This window comes from Microcella sp. (assembly GCF_040286215.1).
GTDB lineage: Bacteria > Actinomycetota > Actinomycetes > Actinomycetales > Microbacteriaceae > Microcella.
In genome coordinates this window covers 63283-83830 of record NZ_JAVKCK010000017.1, presented here as the reverse complement: position 1 = coordinate 83830, position 20548 = coordinate 63283, and the positions used below count along the sequence as shown (strand labels likewise).

The 20548-nt window shown below is 67.5% G+C and carries 27 protein-coding genes; 2 read left to right on the top strand and 25 right to left on the bottom strand.

Features of this window, described 5'->3' with window-relative positions:
* Positions 1–6: 6 nt before the first annotated feature.
* From RJQ01_RS08190 to RJQ01_RS08180, 3 genes are all read right to left on the bottom strand, one after another.
* Positions 7–240 (bottom strand): hypothetical protein, encoded by a 234-nt coding sequence (locus RJQ01_RS08190; protein ID WP_350476249.1) that lies wholly within the window; start codon positions 238–240, stop codon positions 7–9.
* Positions 240–1511 (bottom strand): M23 family metallopeptidase, encoded by a 1272-nt coding sequence (locus RJQ01_RS08185; RefSeq protein WP_350476248.1) that lies wholly within the window; start codon positions 1509–1511, stop codon positions 240–242. The genes RJQ01_RS08190 and RJQ01_RS08185 overlap by 1 nt, the downstream gene beginning before the upstream one ends.
* A gap of 297 nt (positions 1512–1808) precedes the next feature.
* Entirely contained in the window at positions 1809–2072 is a 264-nt protein-coding gene (locus RJQ01_RS08180) for a hypothetical protein (protein WP_350476247.1), read from the bottom strand.
* Between the two features lie 44 nt (positions 2073–2116).
* On the opposite strand from RJQ01_RS08180, the gene RJQ01_RS08175 reads away from it, so the two are divergent.
* Complete coding sequence (locus tag RJQ01_RS08175) at positions 2117–2356, top strand: hypothetical protein (RefSeq protein WP_350476246.1); 240 nt, start codon at positions 2117–2119, stop codon at positions 2354–2356.
* Here the strand turns inward: RJQ01_RS08175 and RJQ01_RS08170 are convergent.
* Genes RJQ01_RS08170 through RJQ01_RS08155 form a run of 4 tightly spaced genes read right to left on the bottom strand, consistent with a single transcriptional unit; the run spans position 2353 to position 8191 of the window.
* Complete coding sequence (locus RJQ01_RS08170; RefSeq protein ID WP_350476245.1) at positions 2353–3063, bottom strand: tail fiber protein; 711 nt, start codon at positions 3061–3063, stop codon at positions 2353–2355. The genes RJQ01_RS08175 and RJQ01_RS08170 overlap by 4 nt on opposite strands.
* Positions 3060–4250, bottom strand: a complete 1191-nt coding sequence (locus RJQ01_RS08165; protein ID WP_350476244.1) for a hypothetical protein — start codon at positions 4248–4250, stop codon at positions 3060–3062. The genes RJQ01_RS08170 and RJQ01_RS08165 overlap by 4 nt, the downstream gene beginning before the upstream one ends.
* A gap of 15 nt (positions 4251–4265) precedes the next feature.
* A complete protein-coding gene (locus tag RJQ01_RS08160) occupies positions 4266–6524 on the bottom strand; it encodes a fibronectin type III domain-containing protein (RefSeq protein ID WP_350476243.1) in 2259 nt (752 codons plus the stop codon).
* Positions 6521–8191, bottom strand: coding sequence for a phage tail tape measure protein (locus tag RJQ01_RS08155; RefSeq protein WP_350476242.1), 1671 nt, complete (start codon positions 8189–8191; stop codon positions 6521–6523). The genes RJQ01_RS08160 and RJQ01_RS08155 overlap by 4 nt, the downstream gene beginning before the upstream one ends.
* Here RJQ01_RS08155 and RJQ01_RS08150 point away from each other — a divergent pair.
* Positions 8190–8330, top strand: a complete 141-nt coding sequence (locus tag RJQ01_RS08150) for a hypothetical protein (RefSeq protein ID WP_350476241.1) — start codon at positions 8190–8192, stop codon at positions 8328–8330. The genes RJQ01_RS08155 and RJQ01_RS08150 overlap by 2 nt on opposite strands.
* Before the next feature lie 172 nt (positions 8331–8502).
* Here the strand turns inward: RJQ01_RS08150 and RJQ01_RS08145 are convergent, their stop codons facing one another.
* The 18 genes from RJQ01_RS08145 to RJQ01_RS08060 form a co-directional block, all read right to left on the bottom strand.
* Positions 8503–8814 (bottom strand): hypothetical protein, encoded by a 312-nt coding sequence (locus RJQ01_RS08145; RefSeq protein WP_350476240.1) that lies wholly within the window; start codon positions 8812–8814, stop codon positions 8503–8505.
* Between the two features lie 3 nt (positions 8815–8817).
* Positions 8818–9357 (bottom strand): hypothetical protein, encoded by a 540-nt coding sequence (locus RJQ01_RS08140; protein ID WP_350476239.1) that lies wholly within the window; start codon positions 9355–9357, stop codon positions 8818–8820.
* Between the two features lie 20 nt (positions 9358–9377).
* Complete coding sequence (locus tag RJQ01_RS08135) at positions 9378–10421, bottom strand: phage tail tube protein (RefSeq protein WP_350476238.1); 1044 nt, start codon at positions 10419–10421, stop codon at positions 9378–9380.
* Positions 10418–10675, bottom strand: a complete 258-nt coding sequence (locus RJQ01_RS08130) for a hypothetical protein (protein ID WP_350476237.1) — start codon at positions 10673–10675, stop codon at positions 10418–10420. The genes RJQ01_RS08135 and RJQ01_RS08130 overlap by 4 nt, the downstream gene beginning before the upstream one ends.
* A gap of 13 nt (positions 10676–10688) precedes the next feature.
* Positions 10689–11144: a hypothetical protein gene (locus RJQ01_RS08125; protein ID WP_350476236.1), complete on the bottom strand. Its 456-nt coding sequence runs from the start codon at positions 11142–11144 to the stop codon at positions 10689–10691.
* 20 nt (positions 11145–11164) lie between these two features.
* Positions 11165–11572: a hypothetical protein gene (locus tag RJQ01_RS08120; protein WP_350476235.1), complete on the bottom strand. Its 408-nt coding sequence runs from the start codon at positions 11570–11572 to the stop codon at positions 11165–11167.
* Positions 11573–11641: 69 nt separating this feature from the next.
* Positions 11642–12049, bottom strand: coding sequence for a hypothetical protein (locus RJQ01_RS08115; RefSeq protein ID WP_350476234.1), 408 nt, complete (start codon positions 12047–12049; stop codon positions 11642–11644).
* Positions 12049–13266, bottom strand: a complete 1218-nt coding sequence (locus RJQ01_RS08110) for a phage major capsid protein (RefSeq protein ID WP_350476233.1) — start codon at positions 13264–13266, stop codon at positions 12049–12051. The genes RJQ01_RS08115 and RJQ01_RS08110 overlap by 1 nt, the downstream gene beginning before the upstream one ends.
* Positions 13266–13928 (bottom strand): HK97 family phage prohead protease, encoded by a 663-nt coding sequence (locus RJQ01_RS08105; RefSeq protein WP_350476232.1) that lies wholly within the window; start codon positions 13926–13928, stop codon positions 13266–13268. The genes RJQ01_RS08110 and RJQ01_RS08105 overlap by 1 nt, the downstream gene beginning before the upstream one ends.
* Complete coding sequence (locus tag RJQ01_RS08100; protein ID WP_350476231.1) at positions 13928–15145, bottom strand: phage portal protein; 1218 nt, start codon at positions 15143–15145, stop codon at positions 13928–13930. Before RJQ01_RS08100 ends, RJQ01_RS08105 begins: the two co-directional genes overlap by 1 nt.
* Positions 15142–15318 (bottom strand): hypothetical protein, encoded by a 177-nt coding sequence (locus tag RJQ01_RS08095; protein ID WP_165638027.1) that lies wholly within the window; start codon positions 15316–15318, stop codon positions 15142–15144. Before RJQ01_RS08095 ends, RJQ01_RS08100 begins: the two co-directional genes overlap by 4 nt.
* On the bottom strand, positions 15315–16763 hold the full coding sequence (locus RJQ01_RS08090) for a terminase large subunit domain-containing protein (RefSeq protein ID WP_350476230.1): 1449 nt from the start codon (positions 16761–16763) through the stop codon (positions 15315–15317). The genes RJQ01_RS08095 and RJQ01_RS08090 overlap by 4 nt, the downstream gene beginning before the upstream one ends.
* 19 nt (positions 16764–16782) lie before the next feature.
* Positions 16783–17289 (bottom strand): hypothetical protein, encoded by a 507-nt coding sequence (locus tag RJQ01_RS08085; RefSeq protein WP_350476229.1) that lies wholly within the window; start codon positions 17287–17289, stop codon positions 16783–16785.
* Positions 17290–17618: 329 nt separating this feature from the next.
* Positions 17619–17756 carry an HNH endonuclease gene (locus RJQ01_RS08080; protein WP_210416758.1) on the bottom strand — a complete coding sequence of 46 codons (138 nt, stop codon included), beginning with the start codon at positions 17754–17756 and terminating at the stop codon, positions 17619–17621.
* A gap of 370 nt (positions 17757–18126) precedes the next feature.
* On the bottom strand, positions 18127–18339 hold the full coding sequence (locus RJQ01_RS08075; protein ID WP_350476228.1) for a hypothetical protein: 213 nt from the start codon (positions 18337–18339) through the stop codon (positions 18127–18129).
* A gap of 234 nt (positions 18340–18573) precedes the next feature.
* Positions 18574–19779, bottom strand: coding sequence for a hypothetical protein (locus RJQ01_RS08070; protein ID WP_350476227.1), 1206 nt, complete (start codon positions 19777–19779; stop codon positions 18574–18576).
* Positions 19766–19999, bottom strand: a complete 234-nt coding sequence (locus RJQ01_RS08065) for a hypothetical protein (RefSeq protein ID WP_350476226.1) — start codon at positions 19997–19999, stop codon at positions 19766–19768. The genes RJQ01_RS08070 and RJQ01_RS08065 overlap by 14 nt, the downstream gene beginning before the upstream one ends.
* Positions 20000–20291: 292 nt before the next feature.
* The gene (locus tag RJQ01_RS08060) at positions 20292–20528 is read right to left on the bottom strand and encodes a hypothetical protein (RefSeq protein ID WP_350476225.1); all 237 of its coding nucleotides are present in this window, start codon (positions 20526–20528) and stop codon (positions 20292–20294) included.
* Positions 20529–20548 lie beyond the last annotated feature (20 nt).

Sequence of the window (20548 nt, the reverse complement as noted above, 5' to 3'; positions counted from 1 at the left end):
GTGTTGTCAGGCCTCGGGTCCGAACAGGTGGTCGAGGTCATCAGCGGGCGGTGGAGGCGGTGGGAGCCCTCGGTAGATGTGGTCCATGAGCTTCCGGCAGTACACCCACAGAAGGTGATTCGCTCGCTCGGTCGCGTCGAGACGCTTCCGCAGCGAGGTCATCTGAGCCGTGAGGTACGTGAGGAGCGCGGCGACCACCAGCGCGAAGCCCGAGAGCGTCGCGACGACGATCGTTTCCACTATGCGCTGTAGCTCGGCGTCTTCGAGGAACCGAGGAACCGCTCGAGGTTGGGCCAGCGCTGAGCGAGCTTCCGCAGCAGCGCGTAGATGCCCGTGCCGAGGGCGATCACCGCGGCCGACTGGGCCTCGAGCGCGATGTCGGCGGGCACGTACGCGAGCCAGTCGAGCCAGCTCACGTTCGTGGTCGTCCACACAATCACCCACGAGTACACGAACGGCACGACCGTGCGGAGCGTGGCGATCGCCAGCTCGCCGACCGTGCGGCGTCCGCGGATCACGTCAGCGATCGCGGTGAAAATGCGACGTACGAGCGCCTCGCGTCGGGCCGCGTGTTGCGGGTCCGGTTCCGGCGCGCCCTCTGGCTCGTCGGGGATCGGCTGCGACACGATGTCGTCCACCGGGTCAGGGGTCGGGGTCACGGGTGCCTCCTGTTCTTCGGCCGGCTGCTCCGGCTCGGGTTCGGTCTCTGGTCCTGCCGGTTCGGCGGGCTCCGGTGGCGTGGGCGGGCTCGCAGGGTCGGGCGTGACCGACTCCGGGGTCGGCTCCGGCTTTGGTGCGGGCTTGTTGACGTACTTGTCCCAGATGCGCTTCTCGGCGGCGTATGTCAGGGGGCCAGGCTTGCCGTCCACCGTTCCGCTGTAGAACTTCCACGCGCGGCCGAGGGCCTGCACCAGGAACCAGTAGTTCGCTCCCGGGATGCCGTCGCTAGCCGTCGTCGTCCCGACGCGCCCGAGGTTCTTCGCGTGGGTGTTCAGGAACGTACCGATCTTGCGGTAGCGGGCCTTCTGTGCGGCCGACAGCTTCTTGAAGAACGGCTCCGGGTCGATGCGGTCCTGGGCCCGGTATGGCGCTTTACGCACTTCAACGTGAACGTGGTCGCCACTCCCTGCCGCCGTCCCTGTGCGGCCCATGATGCCAATGCGGTCGACCGTGCGCATGTTGCGAGCCGAACCGTAGATGCGCTTGCTCATGTGCCAGTAGTAGAAGCGGTGCTCGGAGTCGATCTGCTGCCACGCGCCAGTGCCGAGGGAGGCGCTGTTGATCGGGAACACCTTGCCGTCCATGACGGGGTAGACGTTCTTCGACGCGGCAGTGCTAATACCAAGGCGCTGGGCAGACGCCGCGCCGAGCCAGAAGTAGTCCTGGCCGTTGTGGTAGCGAGTGCCATTGAAGTAGATCTTCGAGCGACCAAATGGCGCGTTGACGCCGGGGCCGTAGCCGTTCGGGTTGTAGCCCTTGCGACCCTGGAGTGTGGGGCGAAGTAGTGTCATAGTCTCTCTCTCTTTCTCCTGCTCGTGGTGCGGGTCTACCCGCCGACGATCGCCAGCGCCTCATCTTCGGTCAGACCGAGCGCGACGAGTTTCGCGATGCCTGCGGCGCGTGCGGCGCGTGCGGCGGCGTGCTCGGCGGCTAGAGCCTCAACCTCAGCCTGCGCCGCGACCTGCTCGGGCGTCGGCGCGGGAGCGCGCCACTCACCGTCTACGCGCCATGGTGAAGGACGATGCGTGTCGGCTTTGAGAGGAAGCGTGAGCCGTGGTCGGTCGTCAACTTTGTTGAGGTATACACGCTCATGCGGGGTCGGCTTCCGGTTCGGGTTCGGGCATCGGGGGTAGGTCTTCTGCGATGTGGTCGAGCATCGCCCGCACCCGGGCCAGGTGGGCGGTGGGGACTCGGATCGTGGTCGTGCCGTCGATGTTCGCCACGGTGATCGTGACCTGACCGGAGTCGACAGAGCCGGTGAACGAGCCGTCCGTGTAGGTGGTGTCCTCGTACGTGACGACGGTCGTCTCGATGGTCTGCTCGTACTTCTCGATGGGACTGGTGGGGGGCATGGGGAAGTCCTTTCAGAATCGCCACTATCGGAGCAGTCACAGGCGTGAAGACCCACACGCATCCGCTCAGCGCCGCTGGTCGGGCGCTCATCTCGTTCGCCGCGAGCGGGCTTCGCATCCGCCACCTCACGAGCCCTTCCTGGACTGCGAACGTTGGCGTCGCGGGCGGGCGCACAGGTCTCACCGAGTCGCTCACTCAGGCCGCCGAGTTGGCTGGCGCGACGGACGAGGGCTCCACCGTGCAGCCGTCCTTCGTGGCGCGCTACATCATCCGGGCCGCTTAGGCCGCGCGGATCACATACCGGCACACGAAGCTCGGGGGCACGTTAGATGCCGCATCGGTGCTACCTCCCAGCGCGACTCCCTCGCTGTACGTCGTGCTCGTGCCCACGGTCGGCGTGTCGTTGGTGCGCCAGTTGGCGCTACCCCAAGTCGGCACCCCCGAGACCGTCTTAACACCGATCCACGTCGTGTCTGACGGGAAGCGGGCGAGCTTCGCATATCCCTCATCGCTGAGCGGATGGTCGTGCGACTTTGCACCCGTGACATCTCCGATATTGGCGAATACGTCAGACCCGCCCTGGTTCACATAAGTGCGCTCCCGAGTATCAGGAACCGCGAACGTCGTCGTACCGTTCCCCCCGTGATGATTCGACGTGCCGTACGTTGCCGCGTAGTGCGCGGCGAGCTTCGGGTAGTCGGCGATGTTCAGCACCGCGCCGTCAGCGAGCACCCACGCCGGGTGTGGCGGGGTCGCCCACTCCCCCGCGCGATGCTCGCCGATGAAGCCGCCCCCGCCGTCGCCCTGCGCGCGGCCGATGATGAAGACCTTGCGCGCCGGGCGCTCGCAGAACACCATGTCGTCCACGTTGAGCAGCGTCGGATCGATGAGCGACACAGGAGTGATCGGCAGCGCTTCGGGGTCGCCGTCGAGCTGCACGCGAAGCGGGCTCGTGCTCGTGATCTTGCCCCACACCGATGTCTGGCTCACAGGTCGATCACCTCCATGAGCGATGTCTTCATGAGCCCCAGCGGATGCGCCTCGAGCTCAATCGATGTGACCGTGTGCCGCGCGTCGATTCCGGCTGGCGTGTTCGCGAACCGCATCGCGTCCGACACGCGGATGGGGATAGGTAGGTGCTTGACCTTCACCGTGGACTGCACCGCCGACGACGCGACGAGCGACTGGCGCGCCTTCGACTCGAGGAACGCGACCACGCTCGCATCGTCGCCTTCGGGCGTCTCCACGCCCTCGAGGGTCTTGACGATCCACCGCCCGCGGGCCGCGAACGAGAACGGCGAGTCCGGGTCGGTGTTCGAGTAGGTGCCCGTCAGTGCCGGAGCTTCACCGGTCGCAGCCTGCACGGCGACAACGCGGTTCGGCACGTTGTAGAGGTCGAGGTCTCGAGTCCAGTCCGGCTCGTAGATGGAGTCCTCGCCGTCGACCAGCTTCCGCTCCTTGCCGTTGAGCAGCTCGTAGCGGAGCGAACGATCCGCGGGCAGCACGTACGGGGTCGCCCGGAAGCGACCGCGGCCGTCGACCCAGAGCGAGCTGTAGTTGAGCGTGCCGAGTAGGTCGTTCACGACCTGGAGCTTCGGAGTCGTGGCAGGCCAGACCATCGGCGAGCCGAGGGTGGTCGTCACCGAGGCGTCGATGTTGATCGACTCCCCCGCCGACTCGATCACGTCTTTGACCGCTGAGAGGATCGGGGTCTCTGTTCCGACTGCGTATGACGCCGCGAGCTTGTCCTGCTCGAGCACCGTCGCCCGGTCCAGCAGGTCGATGCTCAGACTGCGGCCGGTGCTCGACCACTCCTCGGGAGCCGAGCCCACCAGGAACACGCCGAGAGGCTCCTCGACGCCGAGACCCTCGATCACACGCACAGGACGCAGCCGCAGCTTCGAGAGCGACACGTCGCGGATCGAGAGACGACCCGGCTTCGTCTCGTCGGTGTCCGTGACCTTGAGTCCACCGCTGCCCTTGACGGCCGAGTTCACGACCCAGCTCAGGGATGCGGACCCGTCGACCACGCCGTCGAGCTCGCCGACGAGACTGTCGGTGCCCGCGGAGTGCTCGAGCACTTCCCACCGGTATGACGTGAGTCGGTTCCCGTAGAGAACCTCATCGGTCGTGAGTGAGCGGACGGGCACGATGCCGGACGGCAGCGGGATCGACATCGTGCCCCCTCTCGGTCAGGACGTTTCGGCCACGGTGTAGGTGAATGATCCGAGCCAGTACGTGTCGCGCGACACCTGGCCGGTGATCCGCCCGAACATGCGTCGGCCAGTCGGGTCGCGATAGCACTTCCTGCCAGGGATCAGCAGGAACGCCTCGACTTCCTCAGCGCTCGAGCCGAGACCCGTCACCAGTTCGCCCGTGCCGCTGACCACGAGGTCGCCGCTCTCCGCGTAGAGACCGATCGGTCGCTTGCGCCCAGCGGTCTTCACGAGTCGCGAGTCCACGGTCGGGCTCGCCTGCGGCTTGAGCTCACCGCCGAACCGGATCACCTGATCGAAACCAGCACCGGCCGACATGAAGGCCCACTCCTCCTCGGCCGTCGTCAGCGTCTCCTCGACCTCCGTCGTCGCACCGTCCGCGGAGATGGTCGTCACCGTGTAGACGTTCTCCCCGTAGATCGTCGGCGTGGTGTCGAGGATCGTCAGCGGACTCGAGGCCGGGTAGGCCTCCACCACCAGCTCACTCACACCCTCGATCGCGCGCCGGATGGTGACCGCAGCCGCCTCGACCTCGCCGACTCCCGGCGCGGGGATCGTCAGGCTGATCTGACCGACTCCCGAATCCGGGAGGTACACGATCGTCACCGACGCGGCGACCGGCGCGGTGTAGGCAACATCGAACGTCGCCGTCACCTGATCCGAAACGAGCCCGTTCGAGTCGAGCACGGTCACCTTGACCGAGTACGTCTCGCCGTTCTCCACCCGGGTATCCATGACCGTGGCCGCGAGCGTGGTCGACTCGCGCTGCTCGAGCAGCGTTGCACCCGAGTAGACCTCGATCGTCGCGCTGACGAACGTCGCGCTCTCCGCCTGCTCGAACTCCAGCTCCACGGTCAGCTCTGCGAGGACGTACTCGCCGGAGTGCTCCGGCGAGATGATCGTCGCGACCGGCCGCGTCTTGAATGTCACCGTGTCGGGGTTCGACCACGGCGACGCCCCGGTGCCGTCCGAGCCGCCCGTAGTCGCTTCGCCCCACGTGCGCACGCGCACCGTGAGGGCCACGTTCGCCGCGTAGCTGCTCGCCGCGAACGTGTGCTCTGGCGTGGTCGACGTAACCTTCCCGGTAGAGGTCCACGAGCTGCCGCCGTTGGTCGAGTACTCGACCTCGTAGGCCGTCTGCGGCGTGGTGTCGACCGCGTTGTGTGTCCACGGCAGGTCGAAGTCCTCGGCCTTGTCGACGTGCGACGGCAGGTCGGGCAGCGTCGGCGCGTTCGGTGCGGCGAGAAGCTGCACCTGATTGGACAGCACCGTCGCCGACTGCCGCCCCGCGGTGTCGGTATTCTTCGCCCGCACGCGGTAGACATGCACATCGGCCGGGTCCGGGTCGACGTGCTTGTACGAGGTCACCCCCGACGAGACAGTCGCCAGCGGAGACCCGTCCCACGTGGTCACGCCGCCCGTGACGGTGCCGTGCTCGACAATGTGCTGGTGCTCGGTGAACGCCACTTGCGGAGTCCAGGAGACCGAGATGTCGAGGTTCGCATCCTTCGCCGCGGTGACTCCGCTCGGCGCGGCCGGCGTCGTGTAGACCGGACTCGAGGATGCCGAGTACGATGACGACCCTTCGCTGTTGGTCGCGCGCACCCGCGCCACGATCTTGCGATTTGCCGCTGCCGAGAGTACGAGCGACTCCGCCGCTGAGATGGACGCGACCTGCGCGAACGCACCACCGTTGACGGAGGTCTGAATCTGGTTCGTCGTCGGCTGGCCGTTCGATGCCGACGTGTCGTTCCACGACAGGTTCACCTGAGTGTCCGACGTGTACGCCAGAGCCACGGAGTCCGGCACGCCCGGCACCTGCGTCAGCGTCGACAGACCGAAGGTCTTCGTGCCGATCGCCGCGGTGCCGAGCGTTGCCGCCGCAGCGTGCGACGCCGAGACGTTGACCGAGCCAGAACCGTCCGGTTCGTGATCTACCCAGTCGCCGCCCGACGCGATGGTGACATAGCCACCCACCGGGATGCCCGAGTAGTTGGTGCCCGAGCCAGTCGAACCGAAGCGGTAAGCCGGGAAGGTTCCCGACACTCCGCCCGGACCCGACACGGAGAACGGCGTCCCCGCGTTGTTCCACGGCGTCGAACCGTCGCCACGGTAGAGCCGAAGGGACCAGGACACGTACGACCGGTTGTTCGCCGCGTCGAGAGTGCCCTCGGTGACGATGAGCTTGAGGCTCCACGCGGTCTTAGATGCGTACGGGTCAGAATAGGTGGTCACACTTCACCGCCCTTCCGCGACTCGTTCCGCATGATGCTCGCGAGCGCTCGCGCGAGCCGATCGATCGATGAGTCGGACAGGTCCATCGGGCCGTCGTTGCCACCGAGCAGGTCTCGCGCGGCAGGGCTGTCGAGAGGCAGGATCGCCTCGCGCCCGCCCGGGTTGTCGCCGACCATCGCGAGCTGCGGCCCCATCGTGATACCACCCGTGGCGAGACGCGGGATGCTGACGTTCGGAATCAGGTTGAGCTGAATGCCGATCGCGCCGCCCACGTTGTTGATGCCGCGAATGATGCCGTTGATGAGGCGGATAGCGCTGTTCACGCCGTCCTCGATCCACCCGACGATGCCGTTCCACGCACCGCGCACGATGTCCTGGAGGCCGTTCCAGATGCCCGAGAAGAAGTCGCCGATCCCAGCCCACAGGCCGTGCCACCACTTCGCGATGCCGTCGCCGACGATCTTGAGTCCGAGCTGCATCAGCTCGAAGCGCTCACGCACCCAGAGGATCATCGGCCCGAAGGTGTCGACCACCCAACCGGCGATACCTGCCCAGAGGTCGTTCCACCACGTCGCGATGCCGTCGCCGACTGCCATAAACCAGTCGGATACGTTCTGCCACGCCTCGCCGATCCACTGGGTTACCTCGTCCCAGTTCTCGTAGAGCCAGATGCCCGCAGCGACGAGCAGGCCGATGCCGACGATGATCGCGAGGATGATCCACGTGACCGGCGACGCGAGCCACGCTGCGTTGTTCGCCCACTGCATCGCGGTCTGCACCGCCTGGATCGCGGCCCACACCTTCATCGCACCAGCGATGACGAGCACGCCGCCCGCGAGAATGCCGATTCCGGCCGCGAGCCCCTGCACGAGGCCCGCGTTCTCCTTCGCCCAGCCCGCAAAGCCCTGGAGCGCCGTAGCGCCCTCCGCCATGATCGGCAGCAGGACGGTGCCAATCTCCGCCGATGCGTTCTCCATCGCCGCATTCGCGCGCTGCTGCGCACCAGCCGCCGAGTCCGACTCGCGAGCGAACTGACCCTGAGCCGAAGCGGTCTGATCCGTCAGCAGCGCGAGGACCGCCTGCGTCTCCGCAGCCTTCGCGGCCTCGCCCTCGAGCCCCGTGAGGCCCATCGCGGCGAGCTTGGCGTTGATGTCGGCCTGCTTGATCGACACGCCGTACTGCTCGATCGGGTCACGCTCTCCACGCAGCAGCGACGAGAGCGCCGCCACCGCGTCCGAGGTCGACCCGCCGAACGTCGCCGCCATGTCGGCACCGAGCGTGATGAGCGTCTCGGTCTGCGGCACGAGCGCGTCGTTCGCGACACCCATGTTCGTGAGCTGCGCACCGAGGACCGAAGCCAGATTCGAGTAGTCCGTCTGCGACAGGCCCACAGCATCCGACGCCGCCTCAGCGAGTGCCGTGATGCTCGCGGCCTTGTCCGCGAACACCGACTCGACCGCGCCCGCGGCCTGCTCGGCCTCGGACGCCTTCTGGCCCGCGTACAGCGCGCCCGCGCCGAGTCCGGCCAGAGCCGCTGCCGATACCAGTGCGGCCTTGTCCAGCAGGTTGCCGAAGGTGAGCGCCTTGTCGCCCGCTCGCTCGAACTTCTCGATATCCGAGTCGTCAACGAGAATCTTGACGAGAAGGTCTTTGACGCTGCCGGCCATGAGCTACCTCCTCTTGTTGCGTGAGCGCTTGAGCAGGCTCGACCGCTCTGCGATCGCGCGCTCGTTCTCCTCGCGCTGCTTGCGGCGCGACTCGGTGATCGCGTCGCAGGTGATTGCCAGCTCGGGCCAGAGGTCGTAGTCCAGCTCCAAGATGCGGTCGGGCGTGAGCGAAGGCCAATAGTCATGACGGCAGATGAGCAGCGCGCGCTTGGCGACCTGCTCGGCGAGCGTCGGCTCGTCCTCGTTGAGACGGTCCCGCTCGGGCCAGCCCTCCGGCTTCGGCGCGCGCTTCCGGCTGCGCCGGTTCTGGACTACTGAGGGTCCGAGGTCTGCTCACCCTCGCTCTCGGGCTCGTCCTCGTCGGGCTTGTCGCCCGGCTCGAGCTCGATCATCTTCCCGATCTTCTCGAGGTCCATCTCCATGATCGCCTCGACCGTCATCGGCGCTCCGGCCCGCTTGAGCGAGGCGTAGAGCATGAACGCGGCGGAGAAGGCATTCGTCTGGAGTACCTGCTGGAACTCCTTCGGCTTGAGCCCGAGAGCGCGTTCCACGTCGAGCTGGTCTCCGAGATGCGGCTTGACCGCGGGGATGACCCGCCCGTCCTCGAGTGTGATCTTCGCCATGTTCTACCTGCCTTCCACTGCGTCGTTGAGGATCGCCGCGGCGCGGCGGATCATGTCTGCACGGCCCTTGAAGACCGGCTTGAAGAAGTACGGTTGCCCGGCCTGATAGACCCAGCGCTCCTTGTTCCCGAACACGGGATGCCGGAACCGCTTCGCGTTCCACCCGGTGCTCATGGGTGCCTTGCGGTTCTGCGTGCGAATGTCGATGCCCTGCCGAGTCTTGCCAGTCACCACTCGGGTGACGAGCCCGGCCTTAATGCGCTCGCGCAAGCCTGTCGAGCGGCCGGGACGCTGCACGTCGCGCTCGGCGTAGAGGTTGATCTTCCGCGTGAAGAACTGCCCGGTCTTCTTGTTGTAGGCGAGCGCTCGAGACTGACCGGCGACTTCGACACCGGCAGGCAGCGGGCCACTGAGAATGGCCCGCTGCTCGCCGATCACGTCGTCGCCGACCGCGCGCAGCTCGCGCCGCGTCGAGGTCCGCACCTTGGGCGGCAGATCGCGGAACTGGCCGAGCAGCCTCGTGAGCTGCTGCCGGTCGGCCACTACCGTTCCGCCTGGCATCGCTACGGGGTCGTGTCGAGCGTCCGGTACACGATCCAGATCGGCTCCGCCGCCGCGCCGTTGTCGAAGACCTCGAAGTCGATCGACTGGGTGATCGGCGAACCGCCGTTGCTCGTGGGCACTTCGCCCTTGAGCAGGATCGCGGGGATGACGATCTGGAGCACCGCCACGGTGTCGCTCGGTGCCGCGGAGAGCACGCGCTCGTGCTCGAACGTCAGCACCAGCGGCAGCGGGGTCTGGTTGATGTACGCATCCCGCAGTTCGTTGTCGGTGTACTCGGCCGTGACCTTGCCTGTGACTCCGGCCTTCCCGAGCACGTTCGGGCGCGAGCGCTTGCCGCTTCCGCCCGCGTTGTAGCCCTCGGTGTCGAGGTTGTTCGCGATCGATACCGAGAAGTCCGAGATGTTGCTCGCGGGATCGCCGGAGAGGCTGGCGAGTGCGGTCGTCGTCGGCGCGGTGAGCGTGCCGTCGTAGCCGATCGAGCCATGCACGAACGTGAACAGGTCGTCGTCCGCGGGGTAGCTCGTCGCTGCCGCCGCGATGTCGGTCACCATGTCGCGGCCGAGCCAGGAGACCTTGAGCTCGAGCGGGTCGCCGGTCTTGCCGCTGATGTCGATCGAGTTCGCCATGCACCCGGTGAAGGTGTGCGGCTGGCCTGCGCCAGCGCCGAGCAGCGGCAGTACCTCCTGGATCGTGTAGCTGTCCAGGTGGTCGGCCTTCGTGAGGGTGTGCACCTGCTGGTAGACCTCGGGCGACGTGTCGGCGATGACGTTGTTCGTGACGACGCCGAGCGCCGCCTCGAGCAGGAAGCCGAGCCCCTTGGTGGACGGCTCGATGGTCTGATCGCCGGAGACCTCGATCTTGCTGAGGACGTTCCGGTTCAGACGGTTCACGCGCTTGCCGGGTCGGAACATCTTCGACTGAGACTTCTGCACGTCGTACTTCATCTCGGCCTCGGACTCGAAGAAGCGAGTCGGCGTCGCGGCCGTGCCGTACGTCTCCTCCTTGCCGATCCCGACGCTGTAGTCGAGCTGCGTTGTCGTCATCGGCTCTCCTCCTTCTGCTCGTCACCCTCGGGGGTGTCGGTCGTGTCGCCTGCGCCGGACGGCGCGACGGGTGCTTGCGGCTTGGCGGGCTTGCTGTTTCTCGGCTTCGAGACGCGCTCGAAGTTGGCCGGCTGCTGCGCGAAGTACGCCTCGGTCTCCTTGGTGGCCTCGAAGACCTCGCCGCGGTTGACGATGCGGCCGAGCGCCGGAATGTCGAGCGCTCCGATCGGCGAGACGTTCCTGAAATGCGCCATGATGTTCCCCTTCCTAAGCGGTTGCGATCCGGTGCTCGCAGACGAACGTCGCGGCAATCTCGGTCAGGCGTCCCTCGCCGGAGTCACCCTCGGCGGTCGCGCCTGCTGATGTCGATGAGCCCGGCAGGCACCACAGGACGGTGCCGCCGAGCGTGATGTCGTTCTTGCGAACGTGGTTCTGGATGCTCCCGAGCAGCTCGAATGCGCGGTCGTGCGCGGCGTTCTCTGCCTCTTGATCGCCTCCAGGTCGCCACGAGCCGATCGAGAGGCTGAGCGTGATCCGCTCTGTGAGCGTGCGACGCGGACCGATGGTCGTCGGGTCGATGTCGCTGTCGGTCTCGGTGGCGTACACCCAGTCGTTGCTCGCGATCGGCCAGCGGAATCCGCTGCCGATATCCACTTCCTCGCCCGCGAGCGCAACCTTCGCAGCCGCGACGAGCGCCGCTCGCGCGGTCGACTGCGCGGTCATCTCGCTGATCCCGGTAGCCACTACTCGGCCTCGGTGATCGGCTGGCCGAAGCCAGGCGGCGGCGGGTAGTCAGCGAGCCAGCCCTCTACCTTGCGCGGGAGAGCTGCGCCCATCGGCGGACCCTGCACCTGAGCGCCGGGATCGGAGACTGCGCCTCGCGGGCCGTTCTTCGACTGCTGCCACCAGAGCTTCGCCGTCTCGCGCGCCGCGTTGATGAACACGATCGGCACCACTGTGGACTCGCCCACCGTGACTGTGTGCCGGGTCGGGTCGCTCGCGCGGCCCGTCAGGAGGTCGATCAGCTCGCATGCCGCCTGAGCGAACAGCGCCAGCTCGTCGTCGTCCCCTTGGTCTGTGCCGTAGCCGAGCGCCTTCCGCAGCGTCGCGACCGTGATCGGCCACGTCCGATCGATGACCGGTTCGGGCATGGTTGGCTCCTCTCGGCCATGCGTGGAGCCCGAGCCCAACGGGTCGGGGCTCGGGCTCCACGCGGTTACCTACTCGGCTTCCGTCTCGCGGACGTAGCCGAACTGGAGGTAGCCCGCCGCCTCGGCAGCAGGCAGGGTGATCGGCTGACCGACAGCGGGCCAGGGCTCGCCGTCGCGCGTGCCACCGATCGCCTCGGCGACGATGACCGTCACCGTGCCGGCAGAGACCGACTCGGCTTTGGGCTCCGCCCGCTCAGGCTCCGGCTGGGCCGGTGCCGCCTGCTCGGGTGTCGCGTCGGGGTCGGGGGGCGACTGGTCGGCCGCTCCCTCCTCGGGGCTCGCCGCCGCGGCGTCCGCGGTGGCGGTGGCAGGCTCCGGCTGGGCCGGGGCCGACTGCTCCTGGTTGGGAGCGTCGACCACCGGCTCAGCGGAGGCCTGCGGCGTCTCGGCCGAAGCCGACTTGCCGCCGCGGGCCACTAGCTCGCCGCTCCGCCCGCGAACACCTTGAACGCGCTCGCGTCGGTCAGGATGCCGTCAGCGCGGAGGACGCCGCGGAACGCGACCTGATCCGAGCCGAACAGCGCGTGCTCGCTGCGCTCGATGCGCATCGAGTTGACGAACCGCACCCAGTAGCGCGACACGTCGCCGAAGCCGAACGAGCGAGCACCGTTCGCGGGGTCCGCCACGTAGGCGTCCGAGAACAGGGGCTTTCCGTTCAGGCGGTCGGGCTGACCTGCCTGCGTGGACGGCTGCCAGAGGTACTGGTCGTTGCCGTCCTTGAGCTTGCGCGCGTTCTTGATCGCGCCGTCCGCGAACAGCCACGAGGCGTTTGCGCGGTAGGGCGCGGGGATCGAGTACTCCACGTCGATGATGTCATCGAACGTGAACGCACCCGACTGGCCCACCGCGCCGGTCTTGCCGACCGTGGCCGCGGTGAACAGACCTGCGGTCTCCGTGGTGCCCGCGCCGACCGCGAGCTTCTGGCCGAGCAGCGCGCCGATGTTCTCACCGATGAGCGCGATCACCAGCGCCTCGATGTCGATCGCGGAGTCGTCCATCAGCTCGCGGCTGATGCCCATGTACTGGCCGAACTTGTAGGCCTTGAGCACCTTCTGGGCGAAGGTCGCGTCGGTCCCGCCGATCGTGTTCCCCTCGGTGGCGACCGCTGCCGCGCCCGGCGTGGCGAGCGACGGCATCGTGAGGTCGTTGCCGTTCGCGGTCGTGATGATCCGCGCACCGGCTCCGAGGACGGACGAGAAGTTCCGCAGCGGGCGGATCAGCTCGGCGAGGAAGTCCGGCGCGGCCGTGTTGCCGCCCGCGGAGTCGGTGCCGACCGACAGGTTCCGCAGCGCGGCGTTGAGGTCGCGCCCCGTGAACTCCATGTCCGCGGAGACGCTCGCGCGCTGCACCAGCACCGAGCGCAGCTCCGAGAACATCGCCTTGCGGACCTGCTCGTCGCTCTTGAGCATGTCGCCGAAGTCCTTCACGGCACGCTCCTGCTCGACGGTCAGCTCGAGCGCCTTGATGCGCTGCGTGTAGCCGTCGAACGCCTCGCTCGCGCGGTCGAACTTCTCCTGCTCCTCCGCCGTGAAGGCGCGCTCGCTGGCGATGTCCGTCAGCGGCTTGCCCTCGGTCTCCCAAGCGTTGGCCCGCTCATCGAGCAGGCGCTTGAGGTTCTCCATGATGATCGCCATTAGCGACTCCCTTCGATCGTGATTTGAATGCTGCGTGCCCGGCCGAGGGCCGCTGCCCGCACATCGGGTGCGGCCTCCGGCTCGGTGGGCGTTTCCGACCTCAGCTCCTTGCGGATCGCGTCGAGGTCGAAGTCTCGGAGGCCCACGCTGGAGCCCCAGTAGGCGGGGTCGGACACCGGGGCCACGTCCACGAGCCGCAGCGCTTTCACGCGGCGGACGAGGCGGTCCTCGGCGTCGTACTCCCAGTCGGCACCGTCCGGGAGCACCCAGAAGGCGAACGAGCTGAACCGCAGGTCGCCGCGATCGGCGAGCACCGCGGCGTCGCGCCCGTAGCTCGTGTCCGGCAGGTCGACCTCGTAGCGCACGCCGACCTCATCGACGTACAGGCGGAGCGAGCCCGCGTCTGTCGTGCCGAGCAGCAGGTTGCTGTCGTGGTTGGTCCGGCAGATGACGCGGACGTGCTGCTCAAGGTCGAGCATCCCGTCGTCTCGGACCTCGCCGGGCGCTGCGGGGTCGATGACCTCGAACCAGCCGCCGAGGTCGCGCGAGAGCGAGTTGAAGGTCAGCGCGTAGCCGTCCAGGATTCCGGGGCTGGATGAGCCCTCGGGAGCAGCTCGGAGCTGCACCGGCCGCTCAATGGCGCGCCGTTCGTACTCGGGCATCATTCCTCCTTCGTGAAGTTCTTTGCGAGCAGGTCGGCGACCTGTTCACTGACGGTGAGCGCGAGTGAGGTCGCGTTCGACTCGGAGACGCTGTTCGTCGTGAGGTAGTGCTCGTGCCAGAACTCGACCTCTTCCGGCGTGAGCATCGGGCGGTCCTCGTTGCCTCGAGCCTCGGCGAGCGTGAGCGTGCCGTTCTTGAGGTTCTCCGTGTTGGCACGCGACCGCTCGAGCAGGTTCGGCCGCACGAGCGCGTCGAGATTCGCCTTGATGAACTCCTGCTCGGGGAGCAGGGCCTTCATCGCCAGCTCGTAGCGGACGACTGTCGGCAGCATCGTGCGGACGTTGAACCGCTCGAAGTCGTCCTGCCGGTTGCCGTACGTCTTCGAGCTGCCCGTCTCGCCGCCGATGTCCTCGGGCGACACCCGGAAGATGTTCGCGATGAGGGTCGAGGAGGCCTTGATGGTCTCGAGGAACTGCGACTCGTTCGGCGCGATCGTGAGCTGCTTGTAGTCCCAGTCCATGTCGAGCGTGACCGGACCACCGTCAGCGACCGCAGATCGGAACAGCGTCTTTGCCTCAGCCGCCTGCCCCGGCTTGAGCGAGCGCTTCGCCATGAGCAGCGCCTTCGGGATCGCCGAAGTCTCGAACCAGTCGTGGCCGTAGTCGACGGCGTACTCGGCGGTCTCGAACACCTTGCGGAACTGCTCGATCGGCGAGAGGCCGACCACGCTGCCCGGCTGCACGAACTCGGGCACGTGGATGATCTGCCCACCCTGCGAGTAGAGCGTCAGCGGCTCGGCGCGGCCCGCGACGTAGTAGCGCGGGCCGGTCGGGTCCAGCTCGTCTACGCGCACGCTGTCGGGGTGCAACCAGCGCACGCCGACCGGCTTCCCGCCCGAGCCGTCCATGACGAGGCCGTAGGCGTTGCCACGGAGCTTGAGAGAAGTCACGAACTGATACCGCCACGAGAACAAGCTGATCCGCGGGTCCGGCTTCGCCAGCCACTCAGGCAGCGGGAGCTTCGTGTGGCGTCCAGCGTCCTCGCGGTAGCGAGACTGCGGGAGCGTCGAGAACAGGTCAGCGATCAGGCTGACCGCCGCGTACACGGCGACGAGACGCAGAGCCTTGACGTTGCGCGCGCTCGAGAACGAGCTGCCCGTCGTCCACCCTGCGTACACGTCGTCCCAGTCGAGGTCGCGCTTGAAGAACAGGCTCATCGGCTCGCCTTCCAGCTCGCGGCCAGGGCGGCGAGCCCGGCGAGGATCAGCGCTGCGGGCCAGTAGATCGCCGCGACGCCGCCGCACACGAGCACTACGCCCGACACATCGAGCAGGGTCGTGACGCCTTCCTTCGAGAGCTTCGGCCGGCGAGGCCGTGCGGTGTCCGTCATGGCGTCTCCCTTCCCTCGCGCAGAGCGGCGAGCGGGTCGTAGTTGAGGTCGGGCAGCGTCTTCGCGAGCATCCGCAGAGCGAGTGACACCGACACGAGCGCCGTGATCGGACGCATGGATCGACCGCGCGCCCACCGCCACCCGTCACCGAACGTCGCGGTCGCCGCCGACGAGAGCGCGTCGGACAGCTCGGACTGGCCCAGGTGGACCACGCGGTCATTGAGCACCCAGTCCAGGAGCATCGGGGCCGCGACCATCACGTCGCGCGCCTCGATGGGGTTCGCCTCGACTCCCGCATCGCGGAGGTCGGGCGCGAACGAGCCGACCGTCAGGTGGTCGTACCAGACCGTCCCGCCGTACTCACGCTGGAGATAGGCGATGCCGTGGAGCCGCAGCTCGTCGTCCGATGCGCGGTCGTCGCCGTCGATGAGCCAGTCCGTTCCCGGCCCCTCGTCCACGACCTCGATGTGAACCTTGCCGTCTTCGCGGAGCGATGCCGCGCTGATCGACGCCCACGCGCGGTCGGGAGTCACGTCGAGCACCCAGACGAGCGTGTCGCCGATCTGCGACTCGGTGTCGATCCGGGCGTCCCACTTCTCCTTGGGAATCTTCCAGTCGCCGCCGAGCTCGTCGCCCCACTGGCACCCGAACGCGCGTCGGAACTCCGGCTCGTCCATCGAGTCGGCGAAGCCCTGGATGGTCTGGAGCGTCTGCGTGTAGCCGACCGCGGGCATGTGGTCCCACCACGTGAGCGGGTCGTATATATCGGCGTCAGTCGGGATGCTGAACTCGACGTAGAGCGACCGAGACTTCTCGAGCACGGTCGGATCGAGCCGAGCGAGCTCGACGCGCGAGCGGCCCTTCTCGACCTTCTGCCACATGAAGGGGCTCTTGAGCTTCGACTTGCCCGGCGTGCTGATCCACCACGTCATCGCGTCATCGACGGTCGCCATAGTCGGCATGAGGCCCGCCTCGAGCCGGTTGTCCGGCAGGGCGAATATCTCGTCGCCGACCGCGAGGCCGAGCGTGCCGCCGTGACCGGCTTCCTCGGTCGGCGCGTCGATCGCCCACTTCGAGCCGTTCGCGTACTTGAGATGCTCGCTGCCGTTCACGAGCACGGGGCGAATCTTCCCCGAGCGGTTCGGCACGAGGAGGCGTCGGAACGGCGACCGGTCGATGTGGTAGAAGTGCTCCTCGACCAGCTTCTCTCGGGCCTTGTCGCGGGTCTGCGCGATGTAGAGCCCGAACTGGCGCTCCTCCCACGCGATCATCCGGTGCAGTGAGACCGGGATGATGAGCGTGCTCTTGCCCGACTGCCGCATGATGACGACGACAATCTCGCGATACCAGAGCTGGCCGAATGCGTCGACCTCGTAGGCGACCTCGAGCAGCTCGCGCTGCCACGGCATCGGGCACCAGCCGAGACCACCCATGACGGCGATCACGCCGTCCGCGATGGTCTCCCTATCCGGGTTCCTCGGCGTCATCCACCGTGGGCGCGCGTCCGCGAGCGGGTCCGCGCCTGCCGGAGCCCCTGACCGCTTCCATGATCCGCTGGAGTTCATCGCCCTCACCGTCCTTCGGCGGCGTCTCCTCGAGGAGGTCCGCGACCGTCTCCCGCGCGACCGCGGCAGCGCTCTTGAAGTACGGCGCGTGCTTCGGGGTGTCCATCACTCGCGCTGCGGCGAAGATGACCTCGCGACGAGCGCGGGTCAGCGCCGAGTCGGTCTCCTCGGAGAACGCCTCGCGGAATGCCGCCTCGATGGGTCCGTGCTCGGTCTCCTGTGGGGACGTGCTCGGGGCCGTAGGTACGGTGCGCTTCCGCGTCGACCGAGCAGCCGGCCGCTTGCCCTCTCGCTCGTCCTTGCGCTCGCGCTCTCGTCGCTTCGCTTCGGTGTTCGCCTGACGGCAGAGGTCGCACCGACACCCTGACTTGTAGCCCCGAACGGTGCCGTGGTTGATCGTCGCCACCCTCGACACCGCCTCTCGCTACACGCCGCTCTCAGCGGTCGAGACCGACCCGCGACCCCGTGTTCACGCCCGCCCCCGTTCGTCCGGTCTCAGCGATCCTGTCCCCATTCGTACCCATTCGAACGTTTGTCCTATCTCGGGGAGAGGGAAAATGGAAGGCGCGGGGGTGTCCGTCGTAGCGGTCTGGGAAAAAACGCGGCGTGCTCTGGAGGGCCGTGTGGGGGTGCCGTGCGTAGGTGCGTTCGATCGAGGTCGTTCGTTCTTGCTTGATCGATTGTTCGTGTTCGATTGCGGCTTGCTTGCACACTGCCTGGTGCGTGTGCGCGCCCCTACCAGTGGCGGGACCGCACCCGGGCGTAGCGTGGCGGTTCGCGGTTTCCTCTTGAGCTGTTGCATCCGTAGTGGGCGGGGCGCAGGTTCTCGAGTTCCCAATAGCCGCCGTGTGAGCGGGGGATCACGTGGTCCATCGACGGCCCCAGCGGATGAGCTTTGCGGAGACCCCACAGGATGGGGCCTTTTTCTCCGCGACACAGCCAGCATGTGGCCCCCGCGTAGCAGACAATCGCGAGGAGACGCTGACGCTCACGGCCGGACGGCTCACGGTCTGGGCCGTTGTGCCGGTTCGGCATGGCCTACAGGTCGGGCGTGCTCATCGCCGAGTCACTCGCGTTGCGGTGCGTGGTGTGCGAACCTCCACCGGGCCGTGCTGCGGGCGTACCTCACCGGTCGGCATCACTGCCGCGCTCGAGGCTGCGGGCATCACTGCCAGGGTCACGCCCATAGCGAGTGCTGCTGCGGTGCGCGGCGCGATCGCGCGTGCGTTCTCTCGATCGAGGGTCATGCTGTCGCCCCCTTCCGCCTGGTGTCCCATGCTCGACCGCGGTCGGCGTTGCGACGCATCGTGTCTCTCAGGACCGCCTCGCCCTCGGGCGTCGCCCGGAAGACGCTCTTGCCGACCATCTCGGCCAGCCCTCGGCGGGCGAGCTCGGCGAGGGTCGGAATGGGCTCGAGGTCGGGCGGGTGATGATCTGCTGGGATGCCGTGCGCCATGCGGCCCTCCCTCGTGCTGGTGGGCGGGGCCGGTCGACTCTACCTCTTGTGCAGCCCCGGCCCCGCCGTCCCGTCACTCGCGCCGGGTCACGCGCCGCGCATTGTCACAGCGTCCGCGGTTGCTGCCGAGCGCACGCTCGGTGGTCTTACTGGCAGGCCTCGCACTGCATCTCGTCCATCGGATCGACCGGGACGCTGTACTGGTCGGTATCTGCATGCTGGCCCTCGTCGGGGTCAGAGGAAAGCGACATCGGACCATCCCATCGGTTCGTGTTCTCCCACCAGGAGCGCCAGGATGCCGGATCGGGCGAACTTGCCCGTCGTGTCCCGGAGCCACTTCGACCCGCCGTCGCACGAGGGGCACTGATGCACCGTCGCGCTGCCGAGGTCGAAGGACTGGTAGTTGTGTCGATGCGCCGTGATCCACACGCGCGCCCTGTGTGCCTGCTCGTCGCCGCGGACCTGACCGTTCAGCCACTTCTCGAAGCCCGTCGCGTCAGCGCCCGGAATCTTGTGTCCGTGGTTGAAGCCGACGAGCACTCCCGCGATGTCGGTGAAGACGTTCATCTCGTCGTGCGGGATCGTCCAGCGGATGTCGTCGAACTCCGGCCGGCTCGAGAGGATGCGGCGCAGGGTCTCGGCGAGGAACGCTGACCCGTTGTCCGAGTCGGACGTGATCGATTGCTTCGCGCCACCCTGACGGCCGAACTCCATGTGGTTGCAGAGGACGCTGACGAACTGGCCCGCCTCGAACTGCGGGAACAGCTCGCGGCTGTACGCCTCCCACACGTCGAGCACGAGGTTCATCTGCTTGCGCAACCCGCCCTGGACCGTGTGAGTCTGCGACGGGTAGTTGCCCGCGATGCCCTCGCCGGGGTCGCCGTTGTTGACGAGCACCAGCTCGGTGATGTTCCGACCGCCCTTGCGCTGACGGCGCAGCCACGACTGGAAGTTATCGAGCCCGTCGTAGAGGCGCTGCTCGGTGGCCTCGATGCCGCCGCCCTCGGACTTGCCGATCTGCATGTCGGCGAGGTTCAGCACGGCGGCGCTCGGAGCGCCCAGACCGGTGCCGGGGATGCGCCGAGGGAGCCGCCACGTGCGGATGCGCTTCTGAGCCGCCTCGATGTCCTCCTCGGTGACGAGCGAGGTCGCGCGGCGTCGGAATTGCGCACGGTAGGAGTAGAGCTGCACGATGTCGCGCTCGCCGGACTCGAGGCGCTTCGACTGCTCCCACGTCGAGCTGCGCACGGTGTCGCCAATGATTTCGAACGCGGCGGGGTCGAGGTTGAACCGCTTGAAGACGTGCGTCCAGTCGGTGATCGGCTCGCTCGTCCTGATGCCGCTGAACTCGCCGCCGTCCGGGCCGAGGTCGACCCTGCCGAGGGGCTCGTCGCGCTCCGGCCGATCCGGGCCGTGCGCGGCGTCCTCAGCGATACCCATAGCGCGCCTTTCGGTACTCGCCGATCGACTGCGGCGACGCCTCGAGGCCGTGCTTGGCGAAAAGGTCGCGCACGTCCACGTGCCGCCACTCCTGATTCGCGAGCAGGGCGTCAACGGCGGCGCGGTCCTTGTCGGCGAGCGACTCGATCCACGCGGCGATCTTCCCGGGCCTGCGCTCGGCCGCGGGCGGGCCTGCTGCTACGTCATCTGCGATCGACATCGACGCTCCCTTCTCGGGTAAGACTGCGCCCCGCTCATCCAGCGACCGTCCGTTGTTCGCAATTGCCTTCCGACTCACGTCGACCGGAAGGCCGGTTCGCGAGGAGGCTTGTGTGCGCGGTTGGTGAGGACAGGTGGCGGCGGGGCGAAGCTGCGACCGGGCACTGGCCGCAAGCTCAAATGAGGAGAGCCCCTAGGAGCGGGTGCTCGAGGGGCTCTCTGTGAAGCTGGCTCTATCGAGAACCACTCCACGCGCATGCGTAGCTTAACACAGGAATCGGCACTTTTGACACCTATGTTCGGAACACACTTTCGATCGGTTCTTCGGCGTCGATCGGGGTCTCGTCGCGCCGACCGTTCGGAGCCAGCTCGTCGGCGTCGAGGTCGTATGGATTCCCCGCGAGCGGGTCGTCGGCGTTCTCTGAATCGTGAGGGGTCGGTTCGTCCCACTCCGACCCGCCGAAGCTCCGGTGAGAGCCTTCGTGCCCCTCATCGCGCACACAGTCGAACACGTTTGAGAAGCCGCCCATGTAGGCATCCCCGCACGCGC

Coding starts and splice junctions, on each gene's coding strand:
- RJQ01_RS08125 (WP_350476236.1), bottom strand. CDS start 11,144: ATGACCGCGCAGTCGACCGCGCGAGCGGCGCTCGTCGCGGCTGCGAAG.
- RJQ01_RS08080 (WP_210416758.1), bottom strand. CDS start 17,756: ATGGACCACGTGATCCCCCGCTCACACGGCGGCTATTGGGAACTCGAG.
- RJQ01_RS08155 (WP_350476242.1), bottom strand. CDS start 8,191: ATGGCCGGCAGCGTCAAAGACCTTCTCGTCAAGATTCTCGTTGACGAC.
- RJQ01_RS08110 (WP_350476233.1), bottom strand. CDS start 13,266: ATGGCGATCATCATGGAGAACCTCAAGCGCCTGCTCGATGAGCGGGCC.
- RJQ01_RS08180 (WP_350476247.1), bottom strand. CDS start 2,072: ATGCCCCCCACCAGTCCCATCGAGAAGTACGAGCAGACCATCGAGACG.
- RJQ01_RS08120 (WP_350476235.1), bottom strand. CDS start 11,572: ATGCCCGAACCGGTCATCGATCGGACGTGGCCGATCACGGTCGCGACG.
- RJQ01_RS08065 (WP_350476226.1), bottom strand. CDS start 19,999: ATGTCGATCGCAGATGACGTAGCAGCAGGCCCGCCCGCGGCCGAGCGC.
- RJQ01_RS08145 (WP_350476240.1), bottom strand. CDS start 8,814: ATGGCGAAGATCACACTCGAGGACGGGCGGGTCATCCCCGCGGTCAAG.
- RJQ01_RS08105 (WP_350476232.1), bottom strand. CDS start 13,928: ATGCCCGAGTACGAACGGCGCGCCATTGAGCGGCCGGTGCAGCTCCGA.
- RJQ01_RS08150 (WP_350476241.1), top strand. CDS start 8,190: ATGAGCTACCTCCTCTTGTTGCGTGAGCGCTTGAGCAGGCTCGACCGC.
- RJQ01_RS08135 (WP_350476238.1), bottom strand. CDS start 10,421: ATGACGACAACGCAGCTCGACTACAGCGTCGGGATCGGCAAGGAGGAG.
- RJQ01_RS08075 (WP_350476228.1), bottom strand. CDS start 18,339: ATGGCGCACGGCATCCCAGCAGATCATCACCCGCCCGACCTCGAGCCC.
- RJQ01_RS08095 (WP_165638027.1), bottom strand. CDS start 15,318: ATGACGGACACCGCACGGCCTCGCCGGCCGAAGCTCTCGAAGGAAGGC.
- RJQ01_RS08100 (WP_350476231.1), bottom strand. CDS start 15,145: ATGAGCCTGTTCTTCAAGCGCGACCTCGACTGGGACGACGTGTACGCA.
- RJQ01_RS08060 (WP_350476225.1), bottom strand. CDS start 20,528: ATGGGCGGCTTCTCAAACGTGTTCGACTGTGTGCGCGATGAGGGGCAC.
- RJQ01_RS08165 (WP_350476244.1), bottom strand. CDS start 4,250: ATGTCGATCCCGCTGCCGTCCGGCATCGTGCCCGTCCGCTCACTCACG.
- RJQ01_RS08070 (WP_350476227.1), bottom strand. CDS start 19,779: ATGGGTATCGCTGAGGACGCCGCGCACGGCCCGGATCGGCCGGAGCGC.
- RJQ01_RS08185 (WP_350476248.1), bottom strand. CDS start 1,511: ATGACACTACTTCGCCCCACACTCCAGGGTCGCAAGGGCTACAACCCG.
- RJQ01_RS08130 (WP_350476237.1), bottom strand. CDS start 10,675: ATGGCGCATTTCAGGAACGTCTCGCCGATCGGAGCGCTCGACATTCCG.